Origin of the sequence: Pseudomonas sp. RIT-562, from assembly GCF_026241895.1 — a bacterium.
Taxonomy (GTDB): Bacteria; Pseudomonadota; Gammaproteobacteria; order Pseudomonadales; family Pseudomonadaceae; genus Aquipseudomonas; species Aquipseudomonas mandelii_F.
The window spans coordinates 33,911-53,289 of sequence record NZ_JAPJIV010000016.1 but is presented as its reverse complement, the minus strand read 5'-3'; the positions used below and the strand labels follow the sequence as shown (position 1 = coordinate 53,289).

The window sequence follows — 19,379 nt, the reverse complement described above, 5'->3', positions numbered from 1 at the left end:
GAGTGTCTCTGATCGCTTCTGACCACTTCCGCATCGTTGTCGGCCTCGGCAAGAGCGGCATGTCCCTGGTTCGCTTCCTGGCGAACCGGGGCACGTCGTTTGCCGTTGCCGATACGCGGGAAAATCCACCGGAACTGGCCACGCTCAAGCGTGACTATCCGCACGTGGAAGTGCGTTGTGGCGAGCTTGACGTCGAGTTCCTGTGCCGTGCCGACGAGCTCTACGTGAGCCCCGGCCTGGCGCTGGCGACCCCGGCCCTGCAGGCTGCCGCTGCTCGTGGAGTGAATTTGTCCGGTGACATCGAGCTGTTCGCGCGTAACGCGAAGGCGCCGATTGTCGCCATCAGCGGTTCCAACGCGAAAAGTACCGTGACCACCCTCGTCGGCGAGATGGCCGCAGCGGCTGGCAAGCGCGTGGCGGTAGGCGGGAATCTGGGTACGCCGGCGCTGGACCTGCTGCGCGACGACGTCGAGCTGTACGTCATGGAGCTGTCGAGCTTCCAGCTGGAAACCACTGATCAACTCAATGCTGAAGTGGCCACCGTGCTCAATGTCAGCGAAGACCACATGGACCGCTACAGCGGCCTGCCGGCCTACCACCTGGCCAAGCATCGGATCTTCCGCGGCGCCCGCCAGTTCGTGGTCAACCGCCAGGATGCCCTGAGTCGTCCGCTGATAGGTGAAGGCCAGCCCTGCTGGACATTCGGCCTGAGCAAACCTGATTTCAAGGCATTCGGAATCCGCGAAGAAGACGGCGAGAAATACCTGGCCTTCGAATTCCAGAACCTGATGCCGGTACGCGAGCTCAAGATTCGTGGCGCGCACAACCAGTCCAATGCCCTGGCGGCATTGGCGCTGGGGCATGCCGTCGGCCTGCCGTTCGACGCCATGCTGTCGAGCCTGCGCACCTTTGCCGGCCTTGAACATCGTTGCCAATGGGTCCGTGACCTGGATGGCGTCGGCTACTACAACGACTCCAAGGCCACCAACGTCGGTGCTGCACTGGCCGCCATCGAAGGCCTGGGCGCAGACATCGACGGCAAGGTCGTGCTGATCGCCGGTGGCGACGGCAAGGGCGCTGAGTTCGGCGATTTGCGTGATCCGGTGGCGGCCAACTGCCGCGCCGTGATCCTGATGGGCCGCGACTCCGACAAGATCGGTGCGGCCATTGGCGACCGCGTGCGGCTGATCCGCGTCGGCTCCCTGGTCGAGGCGGTAGAGCAATGCCGCGCTGCGGCCCATCCGGGTGACGTGGTGTTGCTATCGCCAGCGTGCGCCAGTTTCGACATGTTCAAGAATTACGAAGATCGTGGTCACCAGTTCGTCCGCGCTGTGGAGGAACTGGCATGAGCCTGCTCAATATCATCAAGCCGTACCCGTCGCCGATCATCACTGGGCGCGGCATCGACCTCGACTTCCCGATGCTCGCCGGTTGCCTGGCGCTGCTCGGCCTGGGCCTGGTGATGATTGCCTCGGCGTCGACCGAAGTGGCCGCCGTGCAGTCGGGCAGCGCGCTGTATTACATGATCCGTCACCTGATTTACGTGGTGCTGGGCCTGGGCGCCTGCATCGTCACCATGATGATCCCGATCGCCACCTGGCAACGCCTGGGCTGGCTGATGCTGATTGGCGCGTTCGGCTTGCTGGTGATGGTCATCATCCCGGGCATTGGCCGTGAAGTGAACGGTTCGATGCGCTGGATCGGCTTCAGCTTCTTCAACGTGCAGCCTTCCGAGATCGCCAAGGTGTTCGTGGTGATCTACCTCGCCGGTTATCTGGTGCGCCGCCAGAAAGAAGTGCGCGAAAGCTGGATGGGCTTTTTCAAACCGTTCATCGTGTTGCTGCCGATGGCCGGGCTGTTGCTGATGGAGCCGGACTTCGGCGCCACCGTCGTGATGATGGGAGCCGCCGCGGCCATGCTGTTCCTGGGCGGGGTCGGGTTGTTTCGCTTCCTGCTGATGGTGTTGTTGGCCGTCGGTGCCGTGGTGCTGCTGATTCAGATGCAGCCGTATCGGATGGCGCGTCTGACCAACTTCGCCGACCCATGGGCCGACCAGTTCGGCGCTGGTTACCAGCTGTCCCAGGCGTTGATCGCGTTCGGTCGCGGCGAGTGGCTGGGCGTCGGTCTGGGCAACAGTGTGCAAAAGCAGTTCTACCTGCCGGAAGCCCACACCGACTTCGTGTTCTCGGTCCTGGCCGAAGAGCTGGGTGCAGTGGGTTCGCTGTTCACGGTGGCGCTGTTTGCCTTCGTCTGTGTCCGCGGCATGTACATCGGTTACTGGGCGGAAAAAGCCAAGCAGTTTTTCGCCGCCTACATTGCGTACGGTTTGTCGTTCCTGTGGATCGGTCAATTCCTGATCAACATCGGCGTGAACGTCGGCCTGTTGCCAACCAAGGGCCTGACCCTGCCGTTCCTCAGCTATGGCGGCAGTTCCCTGGTGATCTGCTGCGCCTGCCTGGGCCTGCTGCTGCGCATCGAGTGGGAGAGTCGCACCCACCTGGGCAGCGAAGAGATGGAATTCCAGGAAAGCGATTTCGCCGAGGAGCCAACCCATGGGCGCTAACGTGCTGATCATGGCGGGCGGCACCGGTGGCCACGTGTTCCCGGCGCTGGCCTGTGCTCGCGAGTTCCAGGCCCGCGGTTACACCGTGCATTGGCTCGGTACTCCGCGCGGCATCGAGAACGAACTGGTGCCGATGGCCGGTATCGAACTGCACCGCATCCATGCCAGCGGCCTGCGGGGCAAGGGCAAGCTGTCGCTGCTCAAGGCGCCGATCATGTTGCTCAAATCGGTCTGGCAGGCGCGGGCGATCATTCGCCAGCTGCAGCCAGTCTGCGTGGTCGGCTTTGGTGGCTATGTGACCGGTCCTGGCGGTGTCGCCGCCAAATTGGCTGGCGTGCCAGTGATCGTTCACGAGCAGAACGCCGTCGCCGGTACCGCCAATCGGTTGCTGGTGCCGTTGGCCGCCCGGGTGTGTGAAGCCTTTCCCGACACCTTTACCCTGTCGGACAGCCGCCGTACCACCGGCAACCCGGTGCGTAGCGAACTGTTCCTCGAAACACCGCGCTCGGCCCTGGCCGGTCGCAAGGCGCGTCTGCTGGTCCTGGGCGGAAGCCTGGGCGCAGAGCCATTGAACAAACTGCTGCCTGAAGCCCTGGCCCAAGTCGCTGCCGACCTGCGCCCGGAAGTGTTTCATCAGGCCGGCAAAAACCACGATGAAGTGACTGCAGAGCGCTATCGCGCGGCCGGCGTCGAGGCGCAGGTGCAGCCTTTCATCAAAGACATGGCCCAAGCCTATGGCTGGGCCGACCTGGTGGTGTGCCGCGCAGGCGCGCTGACCATCAGTGAACTGGCTGCCGCCGGTCTGCCCTCGATGCTGGTGCCTTTGCCCCACGCCATCGACGATCACCAGACCCGCAACGCCGATTATTTGGCCCGTGAAGGCGCTGCCTTCCTGATGCCACAAAGAACGACCGGCGCTGCGGATCTTGCCGCACGCCTGACAGAGGTCCTGATGCAACCGCAACGACTCAATGACATGGCCACCGCCGCCCGCCGCCTGGCCAAACCAGACGCTACCCGCAACGTTGTCGATACCTGCCTGGAGGTGGCCCATGGTTGAGAATCAGAAAGCCATGCCGCATCCGGAAATGCGCCGCATCCGTCGCATCCACTTCGTCGGTATCGGCGGTGTGGGCATGTGCGGGATTGCCGAAGTGTTGTTGAATCTGGGCTATGAAGTGTCCGGTTCCGACCTCAAGGCTTCCCCGGTGACCGAGCGCCTCGAATCCTTCGGTGCCCACATCTACATCGGCCACCGCGCCGAGAACGCCGCGACCGCTGATGTACTGGTCACGTCGAGCGCGGTGAACACCTCCAACCCGGAAGTCGCCACTGCACTTGAGCGGCGTATTCCGGTCGTGCCGCGCGCTGAAATGCTCGCCGAGCTGATGCGCTACCGTCACGGTATCGCTGTCGCCGGTACCCACGGCAAAACCACCACCACCAGCCTGATCGCCTCGGTGTTCGCCGCTGGCGGCCTGGACCCGACGTTCGTCATTGGTGGTCGGCTGAATGCAGCGGGTACCAATGCACAACTGGGGACCAGCCGTTACCTGATCGCCGAAGCCGATGAAAGCGACGCCAGCTTCCTGCACTTGCAGCCGCTGGTGGCCGTGGTCACCAATATCGACGCCGATCACATGGCGACCTACGACGGTGACTTCAACAAACTGAAGAAAACCTTTGTCGAGTTCCTCCACAACCTGCCGTTCTACGGCCTGGCAGTGGTGTGCCTGGACGACCCGGTGGTTCGCGAAATCCTGCCGCTGGTAAAACGTCCGACTGTCACCTACGGCTTCGGCGACGACTGCGACGTGCGTGCGATCAATGTGCGCCAGCAAGGCATGCAGACCTTCTTCACCGTGCTGCGCCCTGAGCGCGAGCCGCTGGATGTCTCGGTGAACATGCCGGGCAACCACAACGTCCTGAACGCCTTGGCGACCATCTGCATCGCCACCGACGAGGGCGTCAGCGATGAAGCCATCGTCCAGGGTCTGTCCGGATTCCAGGGCGTCGGCCGACGCTTCCAGGTCTACGGCGAACTGCCGGTAGAGGGCGGCAACGTAATGCTGGTGGACGACTACGGGCATCACCCGACCGAAGTGGCAGCCGTGATCAAGGCCGTGCGCGGTGGCTGGCCGGAGCGTCGCCTGGTGATGGTCTACCAGCCGCACCGCTACAGCCGAACCCGTGACCTGTACGACGACTTCGTCAATGTACTGGCTGATGCCAACGTGCTGCTGCTGATGGAAGTCTACCCCGCCGGTGAAGAGCCGATTCCGGGCGCGGACAGCCGCAAGCTGTGCAACAGCATCCGGCAACGCGGCCAGCTGGACCCGATCTACATCGAGCGCGGCGTGGACCTCGCGCCGATCGTCAAGCCGCTGCTGCGTGCCGGCGACATCCTGCTGTGCCAGGGCGCGGGTGACATCGGCGGCCTCGCGCCGAAACTGTTGAAAAGTCCGTTATTCGTTGGCGCCGTTGCTGCGCCGAGCGTGGGGAAGTTGAAATGACCGCTGCATACGCCAACCTCTTTTCCACCATTGCGCCGAAAGACTTCGGTCGGGTGGCCGTGCTGTTCGGTGGCAAGAGCGCCGAACGCGAGGTGTCCCTGAAGTCGGGTAACGCCGTGCTTGAAGCGCTGCAAAGCGCCGGAGTCGATGCGTTCGGCCTCGACGTAGGCGATGATTTGTTGCAGCGCCTGCTCAACGAAAAGATCGACCGCGCCTTCATCATTCTCCACGGTCGTGGCGGTGAAGACGGCAGCATGCAGGGCCTGCTCGAATGCCTGGGCATCCCGTACACCGGCAGTGGCATCCTCGCTTCGGCGCTGGCCATGGACAAGTTGCGCACCAAGCAGGTGTGGCACAGCCTCGGCATTCCAACGCCACGCCATGCAGTGCTGTGCAGCGAGGCCGATTGTATTTCTGCAGCGACGGAACTGGGCTTCCCTTTGATCGTCAAACCGGCCCATGAAGGTTCAAGTATCGGCATGGCCAAAGTGACCTCCGCGTCCGAATTGATCGACGCCTGGAAAGCGGCCAGTACCTACGATTCGCAAGTGTTGGTCGAGCAATGGATTCAAGGTCCGGAGTTCACCATCGCCACCCTGCGTGACCAGGTGTTACCTCCGATTGCCCTGGGCACGACTCACAGCTTCTACGACTACGACGCCAAGTACGTGGCTTCCGATACCCAGTACCGGATTCCCTGCGGGCTCGACAGCAACAAAGAGAAAGAATTGATCGACCTCACGGCGAAAGCCTGTGAGGCGCTGGGTATCGCCGGTTGGGGCAGGGCAGACGTGATGCAGGACGCCGATGGGCAGTTCTGGTTTCTCGAAGTCAATACCGCGCCGGGCATGACCGATCACAGTCTGGTGCCGATGGCGGCCCGTGCTGCCGGTCTGGATTTCCAGCAACTGGTTCTGGCCATTTTGGCCGCCAGCCTAGAGCCGCGAGGTTAAGACCATGCAAGGCGCCCAGCTGAGACATCAGCCTCCCGCACCGCCCGGCCGCAAGCCGGTGCCGCGGGGTGCAAGCCGAATGGTGGCCAAAGAGCCGATGTCCGCGCGCCTGCCGAAAGCCAACTTCGGTTTTCTCAAAGCCCTGTTCTGGCCGGTACTGCTGGTAGCCCTGGGTTTCGGTACTTACGAAGGTGCACAGCGCCTGCTGCCCTACGCCGACCGACCGATCACCAAGATCGCCGTACAGGGCGACCTGAGTTACATCAGCCAGCAAGCGGTGCAACAGCGGATCGCCCCCTATGTGGCGGCGAGCTTCTTCACCATCGACCTGGCGAGCATGCGCACCGAGCTTGAGCAGATGCCATGGATTGCCCACGCCGAAGTGCGCCGGGTATGGCCGGACCAGGTGGTGATTCGGCTGGAAGAGCAACTGCCGGTAGCCCGTTGGGGCGATGAGTCGTTGCTCAACAACCAGGGCCAGGCGTTCACCCCGCGTGAGCTGGCGAACTACGAACACCTGCCACAGCTGTTCGGCCCACAACGGGCCCAGCAGCAGGTGATGCAGCAGTACCAGGTGCTGAGCCAGATGCTCCGGCCGCTGGGCTTCTCGATTGCACGGCTGGAATTGCGCGAGCGCGGCAGCTGGTTCCTGACCACTGGAGCCGGCAGCGCAGGCCCGGGCATCGAGCTGCTGCTGGGACGCGGCAACCTGTTGGAAAAGATGCGCCGTTTTATCGCCATCTATGACAAGACGCTAAAAGAACAGATTACGAACATTGCGCGCATCGATCTGCGCTACGCCAACGGCCTCGCTGTTGGCTGGCGGGAACCTGTAGCGCCCACGACAGCCCAACCCGCTGTCGCGAAGAATTAAGAAGAGGCAGGACCCATGGCAAACGTGCAAAGCGGCAAAATGATCGTCGGTCTGGATATCGGCACTTCCAAGGTGGTGGCGCTGGTCGGCGAGGTCGCGGACGATGGCACGCTGGAAATCGTCGGGATCGGTACGCACCCGTCCCGCGGCCTGAAAAAAGGCGTGGTGGTGAACATCGAGTCCACCGTGCAATCGATCCAGCGCGCCATCGAAGAAGCGCAGCTGATGGCCGGTTGCCGGATCCACTCGGCATTTGTCGGCGTGGCGGGCAATCACATCCGCAGCCTGAACTCCCACGGCATCGTGGCGATTCGTGATCGCGAAGTCAGCTCCGCCGACCTCGAGCGCGTACTCGACGCTGCCCAGGCCGTGGCGATCCCGGCTGACCAGCGTGTGCTGCACACCCTGCCGCAGGATTACGTGATCGATAACCAGGAAGGCGTCCGTGAGCCTTTGGGCATGTCCGGCGTGCGCCTGGAAGCCAAGGTTCACGTGGTCACCTGCGCCGTCAACGCCGCACAGAACATTGAAAAATGCGTGCGTCGCTGCGGCCTGGAAATCGACGACATCATCCTCGAGCAACTGGCTTCCGCGTACTCGGTGCTGACCGATGACGAGAAAGAGCTGGGCGTGTGCCTGGTGGATATCGGTGGCGGCACTACCGACATCGCGATCTTCACCGAAGGCGCTATCCGTCACACCGCAGTGATCCCGATTGCGGGCGACCAGGTGACCAACGACATCGCCATGGCGTTGCGCACCCCGACCCAGTACGCCGAAGAAATCAAGATTCGCTACGCCTGCGCCCTGGCCAAGTTGGCCGGTGCTGGCGAAACCATCAAGGTGCCAAGCGTTGGCGACCGTCCACCGCGTGAGCTGTCCCGCCAGGCCCTGGCCGAAGTGGTGGAGCCGCGTTACGACGAGCTGTTCACGCTGATCCAGGCCGAGCTGCGTCGCAGCGGCTACGAAGACCTGATCCCGGCCGGCATCGTGCTGACCGGCGGCACCTCGAAAATGGAAGGCGCGGTCGAACTGGCCGAGGAAATCTTCCACATGCCGGTCCGCCTGGGCGTGCCTCATGGCGTCAAGGGCCTGGATGACGTGGTGCGTAACCCGATCTACTCGACTGGCGTTGGCCTGTTGATGTACGGCCTGCAGAAGCAGTCCGACGGGATCTCGTTCTCGGGCATCAGCAGCCGTGACAGCTACAGCAATGAAGAAGCCAAGCCCGCCTTGCTCGATCGCATCAAGAGCTGGGTACAAGGCAACTTCTAAAGAATTACGCAACACCGCAGGACCGCAACAAACGCAGTAGGCGAAAAAACTAGAGAATGTAAGGAGAGGGAAAATGTTCGAACTCGTAGACAACATCCCCGCAAGCCCGGTCATCAAAGTTATCGGTGTTGGCGGAGGCGGCGGCAACGCTGTCAACCATATGGTCAAGAGCAACATTGAAGGCGTTGAATTCATCTGCGCCAACACTGATGCCCAGGCGCTGAAATCCATCGGCGCGCGGACCATCCTGCAACTGGGCACCGGCGTGACCAAAGGTCTCGGCGCTGGCGCCAACCCTGAAGTAGGTCGTCAGGCCGCTCTCGAAGACCGTGAGCGCATTGCCGAAGTCCTGCAGGGCACCAACATGGTGTTCATCACCACTGGCATGGGCGGTGGTACCGGTACCGGTGCTGCGCCGATCATTGCTGAAGTGGCCAAGGAAATGGGGATCCTCACCGTTGCGGTGGTGACCCGTCCGTTCCCGTTCGAAGGCCGCAAGCGTATGCAGATCGCCGACGAAGGTATCCGTCTGCTGTCTGAAAGCGTTGACTCGTTGATCACCATTCCCAACGAGAAGCTGCTGACCATCCTCGGTAAAGACGCCAGCCTGCTGTCGGCTTTCGCCAAGGCCGACGATGTACTCGCCGGTGCCGTTCGCGGTATCTCCGATATCATCAAGCGTCCGGGCATGATCAACGTCGACTTTGCCGACGTTCGTACCGTGATGAGCGAAATGGGCATGGCGATGATGGGCACTGGCTGCGCCAGCGGTCCGAACCGTGCACGCGAGGCCACCGAAGCGGCCATTCGCAACCCGTTGCTGGAAGACGTGAACCTGCAAGGTGCACGCGGCATCCTGGTGAACATCACTGCCGGTCCTGACCTGTCCCTGGGTGAGTACTCCGACGTGGGTAGCATCATCGAAGCCTTCGCTTCCGAACACGCCATGGTCAAGGTCGGTACCGTTATCGATCCGGACATGCGCGACGAGCTGCACGTGACTGTAGTTGCTACCGGTCTGGGCGCGAAAATCGAGAAGCCTGTGAAGGTTATCGACAACACCATGCACACTTCCGTGGCTTCGCAGCCGCAGCAGCAGGTGTCCGCTCGTCAGGAAGCTCCTGCCGTGAACTACCGTGATCTGGACCGTCCGACCGTCATGCGCAACCAGGCCCAGGCCGGTGCAGCGACTGCCGCGAAGATGAATCCGCAAGATGACCTGGACTACCTGGACATCCCGGCTTTCCTGCGTCGTCAGGCCGATTGATGGAATGTATCAGGGCTATGAAGGTGATTGGTGTTCAGCAAAGGTCTGGTCTGCTATTATCGCCAGCCTTTGTTGATACCAGTTCGCAATTTGCGCTGAAGCGGCCCAAGCCATGATTAAACAACGCACACTGAAAAATATTATCCGTGCCACAGGTGTAGGCCTGCACTCCGGGGAGAAGGTATACCTGACCCTCAAGCCCGCACCTATCGACACCGGCATTGTGTTTTGTCGTGCCGATCTCGACCCTGTGGTGCAGATTCCTGCCCGCGCGGAAAACGTTGGTGAAACCACGATGTCGACCACACTGGTCAGTGGTGACACCAAAGTGGATACGGTGGAGCACTTGCTCTCGGCCATGGCTGGCCTGGGCATCGATAACGCCTACGTCGAGCTCTCCGCGTCCGAAGTCCCAATCATGGATGGTAGCGCTGGACCTTTCGTATTCCTGATTCAGTCGGCTGGCCTGGAAGAACAGGACGCCGCCAAGAAATTCATCCGCATCCTGCGTGAAGTGACAGTGGAAGACGGCGACAAGCGCGCCACTTTTGTCCCTTTCGAAGGATTCAAGGTGAGTTTCGAGATCGATTTCGATCACCCGGTTTTCCGTGACCGCACACAAAGTGCAAGCGTGGATTTTTCCAGCACTTCGTTCGTAAAAGAAGTCAGCCGCGCCCGTACCTTTGGTTTCATGAGTGATATCGAGTACCTGCGCAAGCACAACCTCGCACTCGGCGGCAGCGTTGAAAACGCTATTGTGGTCGACGCGGATGGTGTACTGAACGAAGACGGCCTTCGTTATGAAGACGAATTCGTGAAGCACAAGATCCTCGATGCTATTGGTGATCTCTACCTGCTGGGCAATAGCCTGATAGGTGAGTTCAAGGGCTTCAAGTCCGGACATGCATTGAACAACCAGCTGCTGCGCAAGTTGATTGAGCAGACAGATGCTTGGGAAGTCGTGACTTTCGAAGACGCCAGCACTGCACCGATCTCTTACATGCGTCCAGTTGCGGCCGTGTAAGTAAAAACCTCTCTAGTTTTTAAGGGCTGCCTTCGGGTGGCCTTTTTTTATGCTTAAGGTGCTGCAACCACCCGATTTCGCCCTCGCTCCTTGGCCTGATACAGCGCCTTGTCTGCCGCAAACAGCAGTTGCTCCAGGGTCGCATCCGTCTGGGTGGTCCAGGTGCTGATACCGATACTGACGGTCATCGGCTGCTCGTCTCCCTCCACCCGTGGCAACTGTTCCACCGCAGCCCGAATTTTTTCGGCAATCTGCTGTGCGCCGGCGCTGTCGGTTTCCGCCAGGATCACCGAAAACTCCTCGCCACCGTAGCGCGCCACCAGGTCCGCCGGGCGCCGCACGTTGGCCGAGATAACCTTGGCCACGGTGCGCAAGGCTTCGTCACCGCCTTGATGGCCATGGCGATCATTGAACGCCTTGAAGTGATCGGCATCAATCATCAGCACCGACAGCGGCAGGCCTGAACGTTGTGCGCGAAACCATTCGTGGCGCAGGGTCAGGTCGAGGATGCGACGGTTGGCGACCCCGGTGAGGGCGTCGGTAGCGGCCAGTTGCGCCAGCTCCTGCTCGGCGAGGTGACGCAAGCGCAGTTCCCGGCGCAGCAACCAGCTAAGCCACAGCAAACCAATGCACAACACGCCTGTCGCCCCGCTGATCACCAACGCCGTGCGTCGCCACGCGGCAAACACGTCCTTGTTGGCAAGCGCCACGATCACTGTCAGCGGCAGGTTGCCGACCCGGGAAAAGGTATAAAGGCGTTGCTGGCCATCAATACTCGAAACGCTCTCGAAGCTGCCAGTACCTTCGCGCAGGATGCGTACGACGTTGGGGCGGTTGGCGAAGCTCTTGCCAATCGAGTCATGCTCCAGATAGGGCTTCTGCGCCAGCAGGATGCCGGCGTCGTCGATGATGTTCAGCGTGCTGTCGCTGCCTATGTACAGGCTGTTGAACAGCTGATCGAAGTAGGTCAGGCGCATTGATGCTACGGCCACTCCGAGAAACTCCCCGGTCGGCGAGGCAATGCGGCGGCTGAAGCTGATACGCCATTCATTGTTGTCTTCGCAATCGCAGCGAGGCTTGAACGGGCGGCTGATGAACATGCCGCTTCCCGGGTTGGTGACGTGAGCCTGGAAGTAGTCGCGGTCGGCGAAATTGTCCGGTCGGGGCTCGATCAGGGAGGAGTCGGCGAGTACCTCGCCATGCTTGTTGAGCAGCAGGATGTCGCCCTTGAATCGAGCTGTGGTCGAGCGGTCGAACAGCACCAGGTGGCGAATCTGCGGTGACACCTGGCGCAGGTCGTCCCGTTGCGCGGCTGAGATCAGCCCCTGCAGGGTCATGTCATAAAGCTCGACGGTGCGCAGCACATCGGCATCGATCAGTTGTGCAATGGTGGTCGCGCTGCGGGTGGCGGCCTCCTTGGCTCCGGCATGCTCGCGGATCAGCAGGAAGGTGACAATGCCCAGAATCGCGATGACCGTCAGGGTGCTGCCGAGGATCACCATGAGTTCCGGTCGGCCGGTCTTGCCTGATACTTGAGGGAGACGACTCGCGATCATGGGAATGATGTCTGCGTTAACTTCATTTAATTCATAACTGCAGGAGCGAGCCTGCTCGCGAAAAACGTCAACAATAACGCGAGCTGTGCGGTTTAGCGCGGTGTCTTGACGTTTTTCGCGAGCAAGCTCGCTCCTACAGTGAGTTAAGCAGGTAGTCGACGGTTGTGCCTATCGTTGCGATGGATGTAAGAATCAGCAGACGAAAAAAAGCCGCTGCAACAGCGGCTTGAAGACAACTTTGCAAAGGGAAGAGCCTATGCAAAGTGTCGAGGGAAACAGATTCTGCAGCGGGTCAGCTGTCTTTCTCAGCCTGGGGCTGGGCGTGAATGGTCGATGCTTGCGGAGTCTGCGCAGCTTCCTGGGCCTTGGCCGTCATCTCTCCCTGATAGGCTTCGAACGCCGCTGCGCGTTCGGCATTGCGGGCGGCGAAGGTCGGCGACTCTTCGGCCATCGCGAGTGGGGAGAGGAACAATGAGGACAAAACGAAAGCGCTGGCAATACCCATGGAGTTGGACATCTTTGAAAACCTTCTTGCTTGGCAAGTGCTGTTTGGTGGCGCAAAGATAAGGCCGAACGGCGAGGGGAAAAAGAGTGGATTTGTGAAAGGACTGTTGCGGGAAAGGCAATAGTTGGCTGCCCTGTAGCAGTTGGCGAAGCCTGCGTTCGGCTGCGAAGCAGACGTAAAATCTGCTGTCATACCGCGTTATCCAGATTCACGACTGCTGCGCAGCCGAACGCAGGCTTCGCCAGCTGCTACAAGAGCGACGCACTTCGCCAGCGCAAGAGCGACGCAAGCGACGCAGGAATCGGTGGGGTTAGATGGGCAGGTGGATGCCGAATGTATTCACGCCTTGGTCACTGCGGGCAAACACATCACCGCCGTGCATCAGCGCAATCGCCTTGACGATCGCCAGCCCCAACCCATGGTTGTTCCCGCTGTTGCTGCGCGAAGCGTCAACGCGGTAGAAGCGCTCGAACAGGCGCGGCAGGTGCTCGCTGGCAATCGGCGCGCCAGGGTTGGCCACGCCGATGCTGACCTGGTGCGCCTGGGCTTCGATGCGAACCTGAATTACCTGCCCGGGTTCTGTGTGCTGCACGGCGTTGCTCAGCAGATTTATCAGCGCCCGGCGCAGGTGGGCGATTTCGATTCGCACCTGTGCATCGCCGCTCACCTGCACTTCAACCTGAGCATCCTCGAGGATGAAATCCAGATACTCCAAGGTGGTTGCCACTTCATCCGCCAGTGAAGTAGAGGTCAGTTTGGTAGCCTTGCTGCCTTGGTCTGCGCTGGCCAGGAACAGCATGTCGTTGATGATCGAACGCAGTCGCTCAAGCTCTTCGAGGTTCGATTGCAGCACTTCGAAGTAATGCTCTGCCGACCTTCCGCGAGTCAGGGCAACCTGGGTCTGGCCGATCAGGTTGGTCAGTGGCGAGCGCAGTTCATGGGCCACATCGGCGTTGAAGGATTCAAGGCGCGAGTAAGCCTGCTCGACCCGCTCCAGGGTCGAATTGAATGAGCTGACGAACTGGTTCAACTCCGGTGGCAGCGGCGACAGTTGCAGCCGGCCAGACAGCAGCGGTGGCGCCAGGCGCTGCGCCTCCTGGGACAGTTTGATCAGCGGCTTGAGGCCGATCCGTGCCACCCAATAACCAAGCGCCGATGCCAGCAGCACGCCGATGATCGCCAGGCTGATCAGCGCGATCAGCAAGTGGTGCTGAGTCTGGAAAAACGTTTCGGTGTCGATGCCAATCATGAAACGCAGCGCTGGACGCTGATCCTTGGCGGGGAACTGGCTGACCAGCACCTTCAATGGATACGGCTGGTCGGGCAGCTTCAAGTCGCGCATACCCAGCGGGCCTTGGGCGAAGGCGCGGATCTGCGGCGTCAATTCGCCGTATTCATAGTGCGGGTCGCCGCTGGTGATCCAGAATCTGATGCGCTTGTCTTCTTCGCCGAGCAGCTTGAGCTTGTTGTTGATCTTCACCCAGTGCTCCGGCGTGCCATAACGGCCGACGGTGGATTCGAGCACGCTGTAGCGCGCATCCAGCTCGGCTTCGGGCAGCAGGCCCAAGCCCTTGTCGACCTGCTGGTACAGCGCCCAGCCAATCAACAGGAACACCAGCAGCGCCACCAGCGTGAACATGCCACTGAGGCGCAGGGCAATCGAGTTACTGGACATTACGGCTCTCCAGCACGTAGCCCATGCCGCGAATCGTGTGCAGCAGTTTCTCGTCGAAAGGCCCGTCGAGTTTGGCCCGCAGACGCTTGATAGCGACCTCGACGACGTTCGCATCGCTGTCGAAATTGATGTCCCAGACCATTTCGGCGATCGCGGTTTTCGAGAGGATTTCGCCCTGGCGACGAGCGAGTACGCTGAGCAGCGAAAACTCCTTGGCGGTCAGGTCCAGACGGGTTCCGGCGCGGGTCGCCTTGCGACTGATCAGGTCTATCCACAAGTCGGCGATGCTCACCTGTACCGGTTCATGCCCGCCACTGCGGCGAGTCAGCGCTTGCAGGCGAGCGACCAGTTCAAGGAAGGAGAACGGTTTGCCCAGATAGTCGTCGGCACCATCGCGCAGGCCCTTGATGCGGTCTTCAACACGCTCGCGGGCGGTCAGCATGATCACCGGGGTTTGCTTGCGTGCACGCAACGCACGCAGTACGCCAAAGCCGTCCAGGCCCGGCAACATGACGTCGAGGACGATCACCGCGTAGTCACTTTCCAGCGCCATGTGCAGGCCTTCCACGCCGTCGCGGGCCAGGTCCACGGTGTAACCCTGTTCCGTCAGGCCGCGGTGTAGATAGTCTGCGGTTTTTTCTTCGTCTTCGATGATCAGGACGCGCATGACCCCGCCTCAGTCTGTGGTCGCCAGCGCCGGTACCGGGGCTGGTTCAGGTCGATGGAATAGCCGCTCCAGCCACAAGTATATGACCGGCGTGGTGAACAGCGTCAGCGCCTGGCTCACCAGCAGCCCGCCGACCACCGCAATCCCCAAGGGCTGGCGCAGTTCGGCGCCGGTGCCGTAGCCGAGCATCAGCGGCAAGGCGCCGAGCAGGGCGGCGAGGGTGGTCATGATGATCGGCCGGAACCGGGTGATACAGGCTTCGTAGATTGCTTCTTGCGGTGGCAGGCCACGGTTGCGCTGGGCATCGAGGGCAAAATCGATCATCAGGATACCGTTCTTCTTCACGATACCGATCAGCAACACCAGGCCGATCAGCGCCATGATCGAAAAATCCTGGCCGCAGATCCACAGCATGATCACCGCCCCGAGCCCCGCTGAAGGCAGCGTCGAGATAATGGTCAGCGGGTGGACGAAGCTCTCGTAGAGCACGCCGAGGATGATATACACCGCTACCAGCGCCGCCAGGATCAACCACGGCTGGCTGGCCAGCGAACTCTGGAAGGCCTGGGCCGCACCCTGGAAATTCCCGCTCATGGCCGCCGGCATGCCGATCTCGGCCTTGGCCTGGTTGAGCATGATCACCGCATCGCCCAACGCCACGCCGGGGGCCAGGTTGAAGGACAGGTTGGCGGCCGGGAACATGCCGTCGTGAGCGATGGACAGCGGGCCGACCGTTGGCGCATCAAATCGGGCCAGGGCCGACAGTGGCACCATCTCGCCACTCAGCGGTGAACGCAGGTAGAAATAGTTGAGGCTTTCGGCCTTGCCCCGTTGCCGGGTGTCCAGTTCCAGAATCACGTTGTACTGGTTGATCTGGGTCTGGAATTCGTTGATCTGGCGCTGGCCGAAGGCGTCGTATAGCGCTTCGTCGACATCGCTGGCGGTCAGGCCGAAACGCGCGGCGGCGCTGCGGTCGATGCTGATGTGGGTGATGCTGCCGCCCAGTTGCAGGTCGTTGGAGATGTCGCGGAACGCCGGGTTGCTGCGCAGCTTGTCGGTCAGGCGCTGGGTCCAGGTGCTGAGGGTCGCGCCGTCGTTGCTCTTGAGCACGTATTGATACTGCGCGCGGCTCGGGCCGGAGCTGAGGTTGATGTCCTGGCCGGCGCGCAGGTACAGGACGATGCCGGGGACTTTCATCAGCTGCGGGCGAATCCGGTCGATGAACTCGCTGGCCGAGACATCCCGGTCGCCGCGTTTTTTCAGGGATATCCAGAAGCGGCCGTTGGCGATGGTTTGGTTGCTGCCCGAGACGCCGACTGAATGGGAAAACGCCTGGACAGCCGGGTCAGCAGCGACGATTTCGGCCATGGCCAGGTGTTTTTTCACCATGTCGCCGTAGGAAATGTCCGCAGCGGCTTCGGTGGTGCCCAGGACAAAACCGGTGTCCTGCACCGGGAAGAAGCCCTTGGGAATGAAGATGTACCCGGCGATGGCCAGGCCCAATGAGACCCCGAATACTCCGATCATCAGCTTCTGATGCGCGAGGGCGCGGCGCAGGCCCTTTTCATACCAGCCCAGCAGCCTCTCGCCGAACCCAGGCTTGCGGTTGGCGTGATGCACCGGTGCGCGCATGAACAGCGCAGCCAGGGTTGGCGCCAGGGTCAGCGACACCACGACTGAAATCATGATGGTCGCGGTGGCCGTCAGAGCGAACTCCTTGAACAGCCGCCCGACCACACCGCCCATGAACAACAACGGAATGAACGCCGCCACCAGCGAAAAACTGATCGACACCACGGTGAAGCCGATTTCGCCGGCACCCTTGATCGCCGCTTCGCGCATGCCGTCGCCGGCCTCCAGGTGACGGTGGATGTTCTCCACCACCACAATCGCATCGTCGACTACAAACCCCACGGCCACCACGATGGCGACCAGGGTCAGGTTATTCAGGCTGAAGCCCATGATGTACATCAGGGCGAAGCTGGCGACCAGTGAAACACCGAGTACCGCCGAGACAATCAGCGTCGCCGAGAGCTGGCGCAGGAACAGCGCCATCACCGCGACGACCAGGGCGATTGCGATCAGCAGGGTGATTTCCACTTCATGCAGGGACGCGCGGATGGTCTGGGTCCGGTCGATCAGCACTTTGACCTGGACCGAGGCCGGCAGCATGGCCTCCAAGCCGGGCAACGCAGCCTGGATGCGGTCGACCGTTTCGACAATGTTGGCGCCTGGCTGGCGCGAGATCACCAGGTTCACCCCGGGTTGGTCACCCGCCCAAGCCTGCACGTAGGCATCTTCCGAGCCGTTGACGACCTTGGCGACATCCTTGAGATGCACCGGTGCACCGTCCTTGTAGGAAACGATGAGCTGGCCGTATTCCTCCGGATGGAACAACTGATCGTTGGTCGACAGGGTCGAGATGCTCGACTCGCCGTACAGCGCACCCTTGGCCAGGTTGAGGCTGGTTTGCTGGATGGCCAGGCGGATGTCGGCCAGGGTCAGCCCGATCGCTGCAAGTTTGTCCGCTGAAGCCTGGACGCGGATTGCCGGACGCTGCTGACCGGTGATGTTGATTTGGCCTACGCCGTCGATCTGACTGATCTGACGCGCCAGCAGAGTTTCCACCAGGTCGCTGAGTTCCGGGCCGGGTAGCAGGGTTGAGTTGATACTGAGGATCAGCACCGGGCTGTCGGCCGGGTTGACCTTGCGCCAGGTCGGCAGGTTGGGCATGTCCTTGGGCAGTTTGCCGGAGGCCGTGTTGATTGCCGCCTGTACTTCCTGGGCAGCGGTGTCGATGCTTTTGTCGAGGGTGAACTGCAGGGTCAGGTTGGTCGAGCCCAGGGCGCTGCTCGAAGTCATCTGGGTCACGCCGGGGATCGCGCTGAATTGCACTTCAAGCGGCGTGGCCACCGACGAAGCCATGGTCTCGGGGCTGGCGCCGGGCAGCTGCGCAGCGACCTGGATAGTCGGGAATTCAGCTTCCGGCAGGGGCGCGATCGGCAGTTTCGGAAACGCGATCACCCCCAGCAGCACCAGGGCGAACGTCAGCAGGATCGTCGCGACCGGATGATCGATACACCAGGCCGAAACCGAGCCGCGGCCCTTCATGGCTTGGCCTCCGACTGCACAACCTGCGGCGGTTCGCTAAGCACCTGCACCGTGGAACCGGGCTTGAGCCGCGACTGGCCGTCACTGACCAGCACATCGCCGGGCTTCACGCCCTTGATGATGTCCTGGCCACTGCCCTGATACACCATCTGCACCTGGACAATCTCGACCTTGTCACCGTTGACCCGATAAACAAAATGTTGGTCGAGGCCACGCTGGACCACCGTAGGTGGAACCACCAGCGCATCTTTGTCCAGGGCTGTCTGAATTTTTACCGTCACCAGCAAGCCAGGCCAGAGTTTTTGCCCGGGATTGTTAAATTCGGCCTTCGCGCGGATGGTCCCGGTGTTGGAGTTGATCTGGTTGTCGATCAGGGTCAGATGCCCCTCGCCCAACAGGTTGCCGGTCTCGCCGTCGGTGTCGGCACCGATGTAGGCCTTGACCTGGGCATGCTGGGGGTCGTTGATCAGGCCTTGCAAGGTCGGCAGCATTTGCTGGGGCAGGGAAAACTCGACAGCGATCGGGTCGATCTGCGTCACTGTGAACAGCCCCTGGGTATCGGTCATACGCAGGAAATTGCCTTCGTCCACCGTGCGAATCCCCACCCGACCGGTGACCGGGGAGCGAATCTGTGTGTAGGAAAGTTGTACTTGTGCCGCGTCGATCGAGGCCTGATTGCCTTGGGCGGTGGCTTTCAGCTGATTGACCAGCGCCTGCTGCTGGTCATAGGTCTGCTTCGACACGCCATCATCGACACTGAGCAATTTGTAGCGCTTGAGGTTGACCATCGCCACCTGCAGTTGCGCCTGGCTTTCACCCAACTGCGCGCGAGCCTGATCGAGATTGGCGCGAATAGTGCGGTCATCGATGGTGGCGAGCAGGTCCCCGGTCTTCACCAGTTGACCTTCCTTGACCAGCAGTTTGGTCAGCACCCCATCGATCTGCGGACGCACTACCACGCTGTGCAGCGACAACACCGAGCCAATGCCGCTGACAAAGCGCGGGACATCTTTTTCGGCGACATTCACCACTCGCACAGGGATCGCGGTCGGCGCTGCCAGTTTCGCCGTGGCCGGCTTGCTCAAGTACCAGATGCCCAGTGCAATCAGCACGAGCAGAAGGGTGGCGAGCAGAGCGGTGTTTTTCTGGATTCGCATGCGAGTGGGGCGCCAGGCAGGAGGTGGACTTTGAATGGTGATTTATACCTCCCTTATAGCCCTGTTACACCGTCAGGAAAGTGACTGCAAACTGACAGCGCCGTCAGTTTGGCTGGGGAGGTGCTGCGCGAAATTCTGTTACACCGACCGAAGGTGCGCGTGCGTGGATTGATCGGGCAGGTATACTGCCGCCTTTCGCGGCTCGCTGACCGGGCCCGACTCTATTGCATCACCCGGAG

General features: G+C 61.3%; 15 protein-coding genes. 9 read left to right on the top strand and 6 right to left on the bottom strand.

The genetic code is table 11. The features are described 5' to 3' along the window. The first annotated feature begins 2 nt into the window (after positions 1–2). The 9 genes from murD to lpxC all read left to right on the top strand — a co-directional run bounded on the left by murD (position 3) and on the right by lpxC (position 10,469). On the top strand, positions 3–1,349 hold the full coding sequence (gene murD, locus ORL50_RS19105) for a UDP-N-acetylmuramoyl-L-alanine--D-glutamate ligase (protein ID WP_266017230.1): 1,347 nt from the start codon (positions 3–5) through the stop codon (positions 1,347–1,349). Beyond that, positions 1,346–2,563, top strand: coding sequence for a putative lipid II flippase FtsW (gene ftsW / locus ORL50_RS19100; protein ID WP_045059289.1), 1,218 nt, complete (start codon positions 1,346–1,348; stop codon positions 2,561–2,563). Before murD ends, ftsW begins: the two co-directional genes overlap by 4 nt. Beyond that, on the top strand, positions 2,553–3,623 hold the full coding sequence (murG, locus tag ORL50_RS19095; RefSeq protein WP_266017229.1) for an undecaprenyldiphospho-muramoylpentapeptide beta-N-acetylglucosaminyltransferase: 1,071 nt from the start codon (positions 2,553–2,555) through the stop codon (positions 3,621–3,623). Before ftsW ends, murG begins: the two co-directional genes overlap by 11 nt. Then, positions 3,616–5,076, top strand: a complete 1,461-nt coding sequence (murC, locus tag ORL50_RS19090; RefSeq protein ID WP_266017228.1) for a UDP-N-acetylmuramate--L-alanine ligase — start codon at positions 3,616–3,618, stop codon at positions 5,074–5,076. The genes murG and murC overlap by 8 nt, the downstream gene beginning before the upstream one ends. Beyond that, positions 5,073–6,029 (top strand): D-alanine--D-alanine ligase, encoded by a 957-nt coding sequence (locus tag ORL50_RS19085; protein WP_266017226.1) that lies wholly within the window; start codon positions 5,073–5,075, stop codon positions 6,027–6,029. The genes murC and ORL50_RS19085 overlap by 4 nt, the downstream gene beginning before the upstream one ends. Before the next feature lie 4 nt (positions 6,030–6,033). Continuing rightward, entirely contained in the window at positions 6,034–6,903 is an 870-nt protein-coding gene (locus ORL50_RS19080) for a cell division protein FtsQ/DivIB (RefSeq protein ID WP_266017225.1), read from the top strand. A 15-nt stretch (positions 6,904–6,918) separates the two neighbouring features. Then, positions 6,919–8,178, top strand: coding sequence for a cell division protein FtsA (gene ftsA / locus ORL50_RS19075; protein ID WP_122838792.1), 1,260 nt, complete (start codon positions 6,919–6,921; stop codon positions 8,176–8,178). Between the two features lie 73 nt (positions 8,179–8,251). Continuing rightward, positions 8,252–9,445, top strand: a complete 1,194-nt coding sequence (gene ftsZ / locus ORL50_RS19070) for a cell division protein FtsZ (RefSeq protein WP_266017224.1) — start codon at positions 8,252–8,254, stop codon at positions 9,443–9,445. Positions 9,446–9,557: 112 nt separating this feature from the next. After that, positions 9,558–10,469 (top strand): UDP-3-O-acyl-N-acetylglucosamine deacetylase, encoded by a 912-nt coding sequence (lpxC, locus tag ORL50_RS19065; RefSeq protein WP_045059296.1) that lies wholly within the window; start codon positions 9,558–9,560, stop codon positions 10,467–10,469. Positions 10,470–10,522: 53 nt separating this feature from the next. Here the strand turns inward: lpxC and ORL50_RS19060 are convergent, their stop codons facing one another. The 6 genes from ORL50_RS19060 to ORL50_RS19035 form a co-directional block, all read right to left on the bottom strand. Beyond that, positions 10,523–12,025: a sensor domain-containing diguanylate cyclase gene (locus tag ORL50_RS19060; protein WP_266017223.1), complete on the bottom strand. Its 1,503-nt coding sequence runs from the start codon at positions 12,023–12,025 to the stop codon at positions 10,523–10,525. Between the two features lie 292 nt (positions 12,026–12,317). After that, positions 12,318–12,542 carry a hypothetical protein gene (locus ORL50_RS19055; RefSeq protein ID WP_266017222.1) on the bottom strand — a complete coding sequence of 75 codons (225 nt, stop codon included), beginning with the start codon at positions 12,540–12,542 and terminating at the stop codon, positions 12,318–12,320. Positions 12,543–12,840: 298 nt separating this feature from the next. Then, complete coding sequence (locus ORL50_RS19050; RefSeq protein ID WP_266017221.1) at positions 12,841–14,205, bottom strand: heavy metal sensor histidine kinase; 1,365 nt, start codon at positions 14,203–14,205, stop codon at positions 12,841–12,843. Continuing rightward, complete coding sequence (locus ORL50_RS19045; protein WP_266017220.1) at positions 14,195–14,872, bottom strand: heavy metal response regulator transcription factor; 678 nt, start codon at positions 14,870–14,872, stop codon at positions 14,195–14,197. The genes ORL50_RS19050 and ORL50_RS19045 overlap by 11 nt, the downstream gene beginning before the upstream one ends. A 9-nt stretch (positions 14,873–14,881) precedes the next feature. After that, a complete protein-coding gene (locus tag ORL50_RS19040) occupies positions 14,882–17,983 on the bottom strand; it encodes a multidrug efflux RND transporter permease subunit (RefSeq protein ID WP_266017219.1) in 3,102 nt (1,033 codons plus the stop codon). Next, positions 17,980–19,140 (bottom strand): efflux RND transporter periplasmic adaptor subunit, encoded by a 1,161-nt coding sequence (locus ORL50_RS19035; protein ID WP_266017218.1) that lies wholly within the window; start codon positions 19,138–19,140, stop codon positions 17,980–17,982. The genes ORL50_RS19040 and ORL50_RS19035 overlap by 4 nt, the downstream gene beginning before the upstream one ends. Positions 19,141–19,379: the final 239 nt, after the last annotated feature.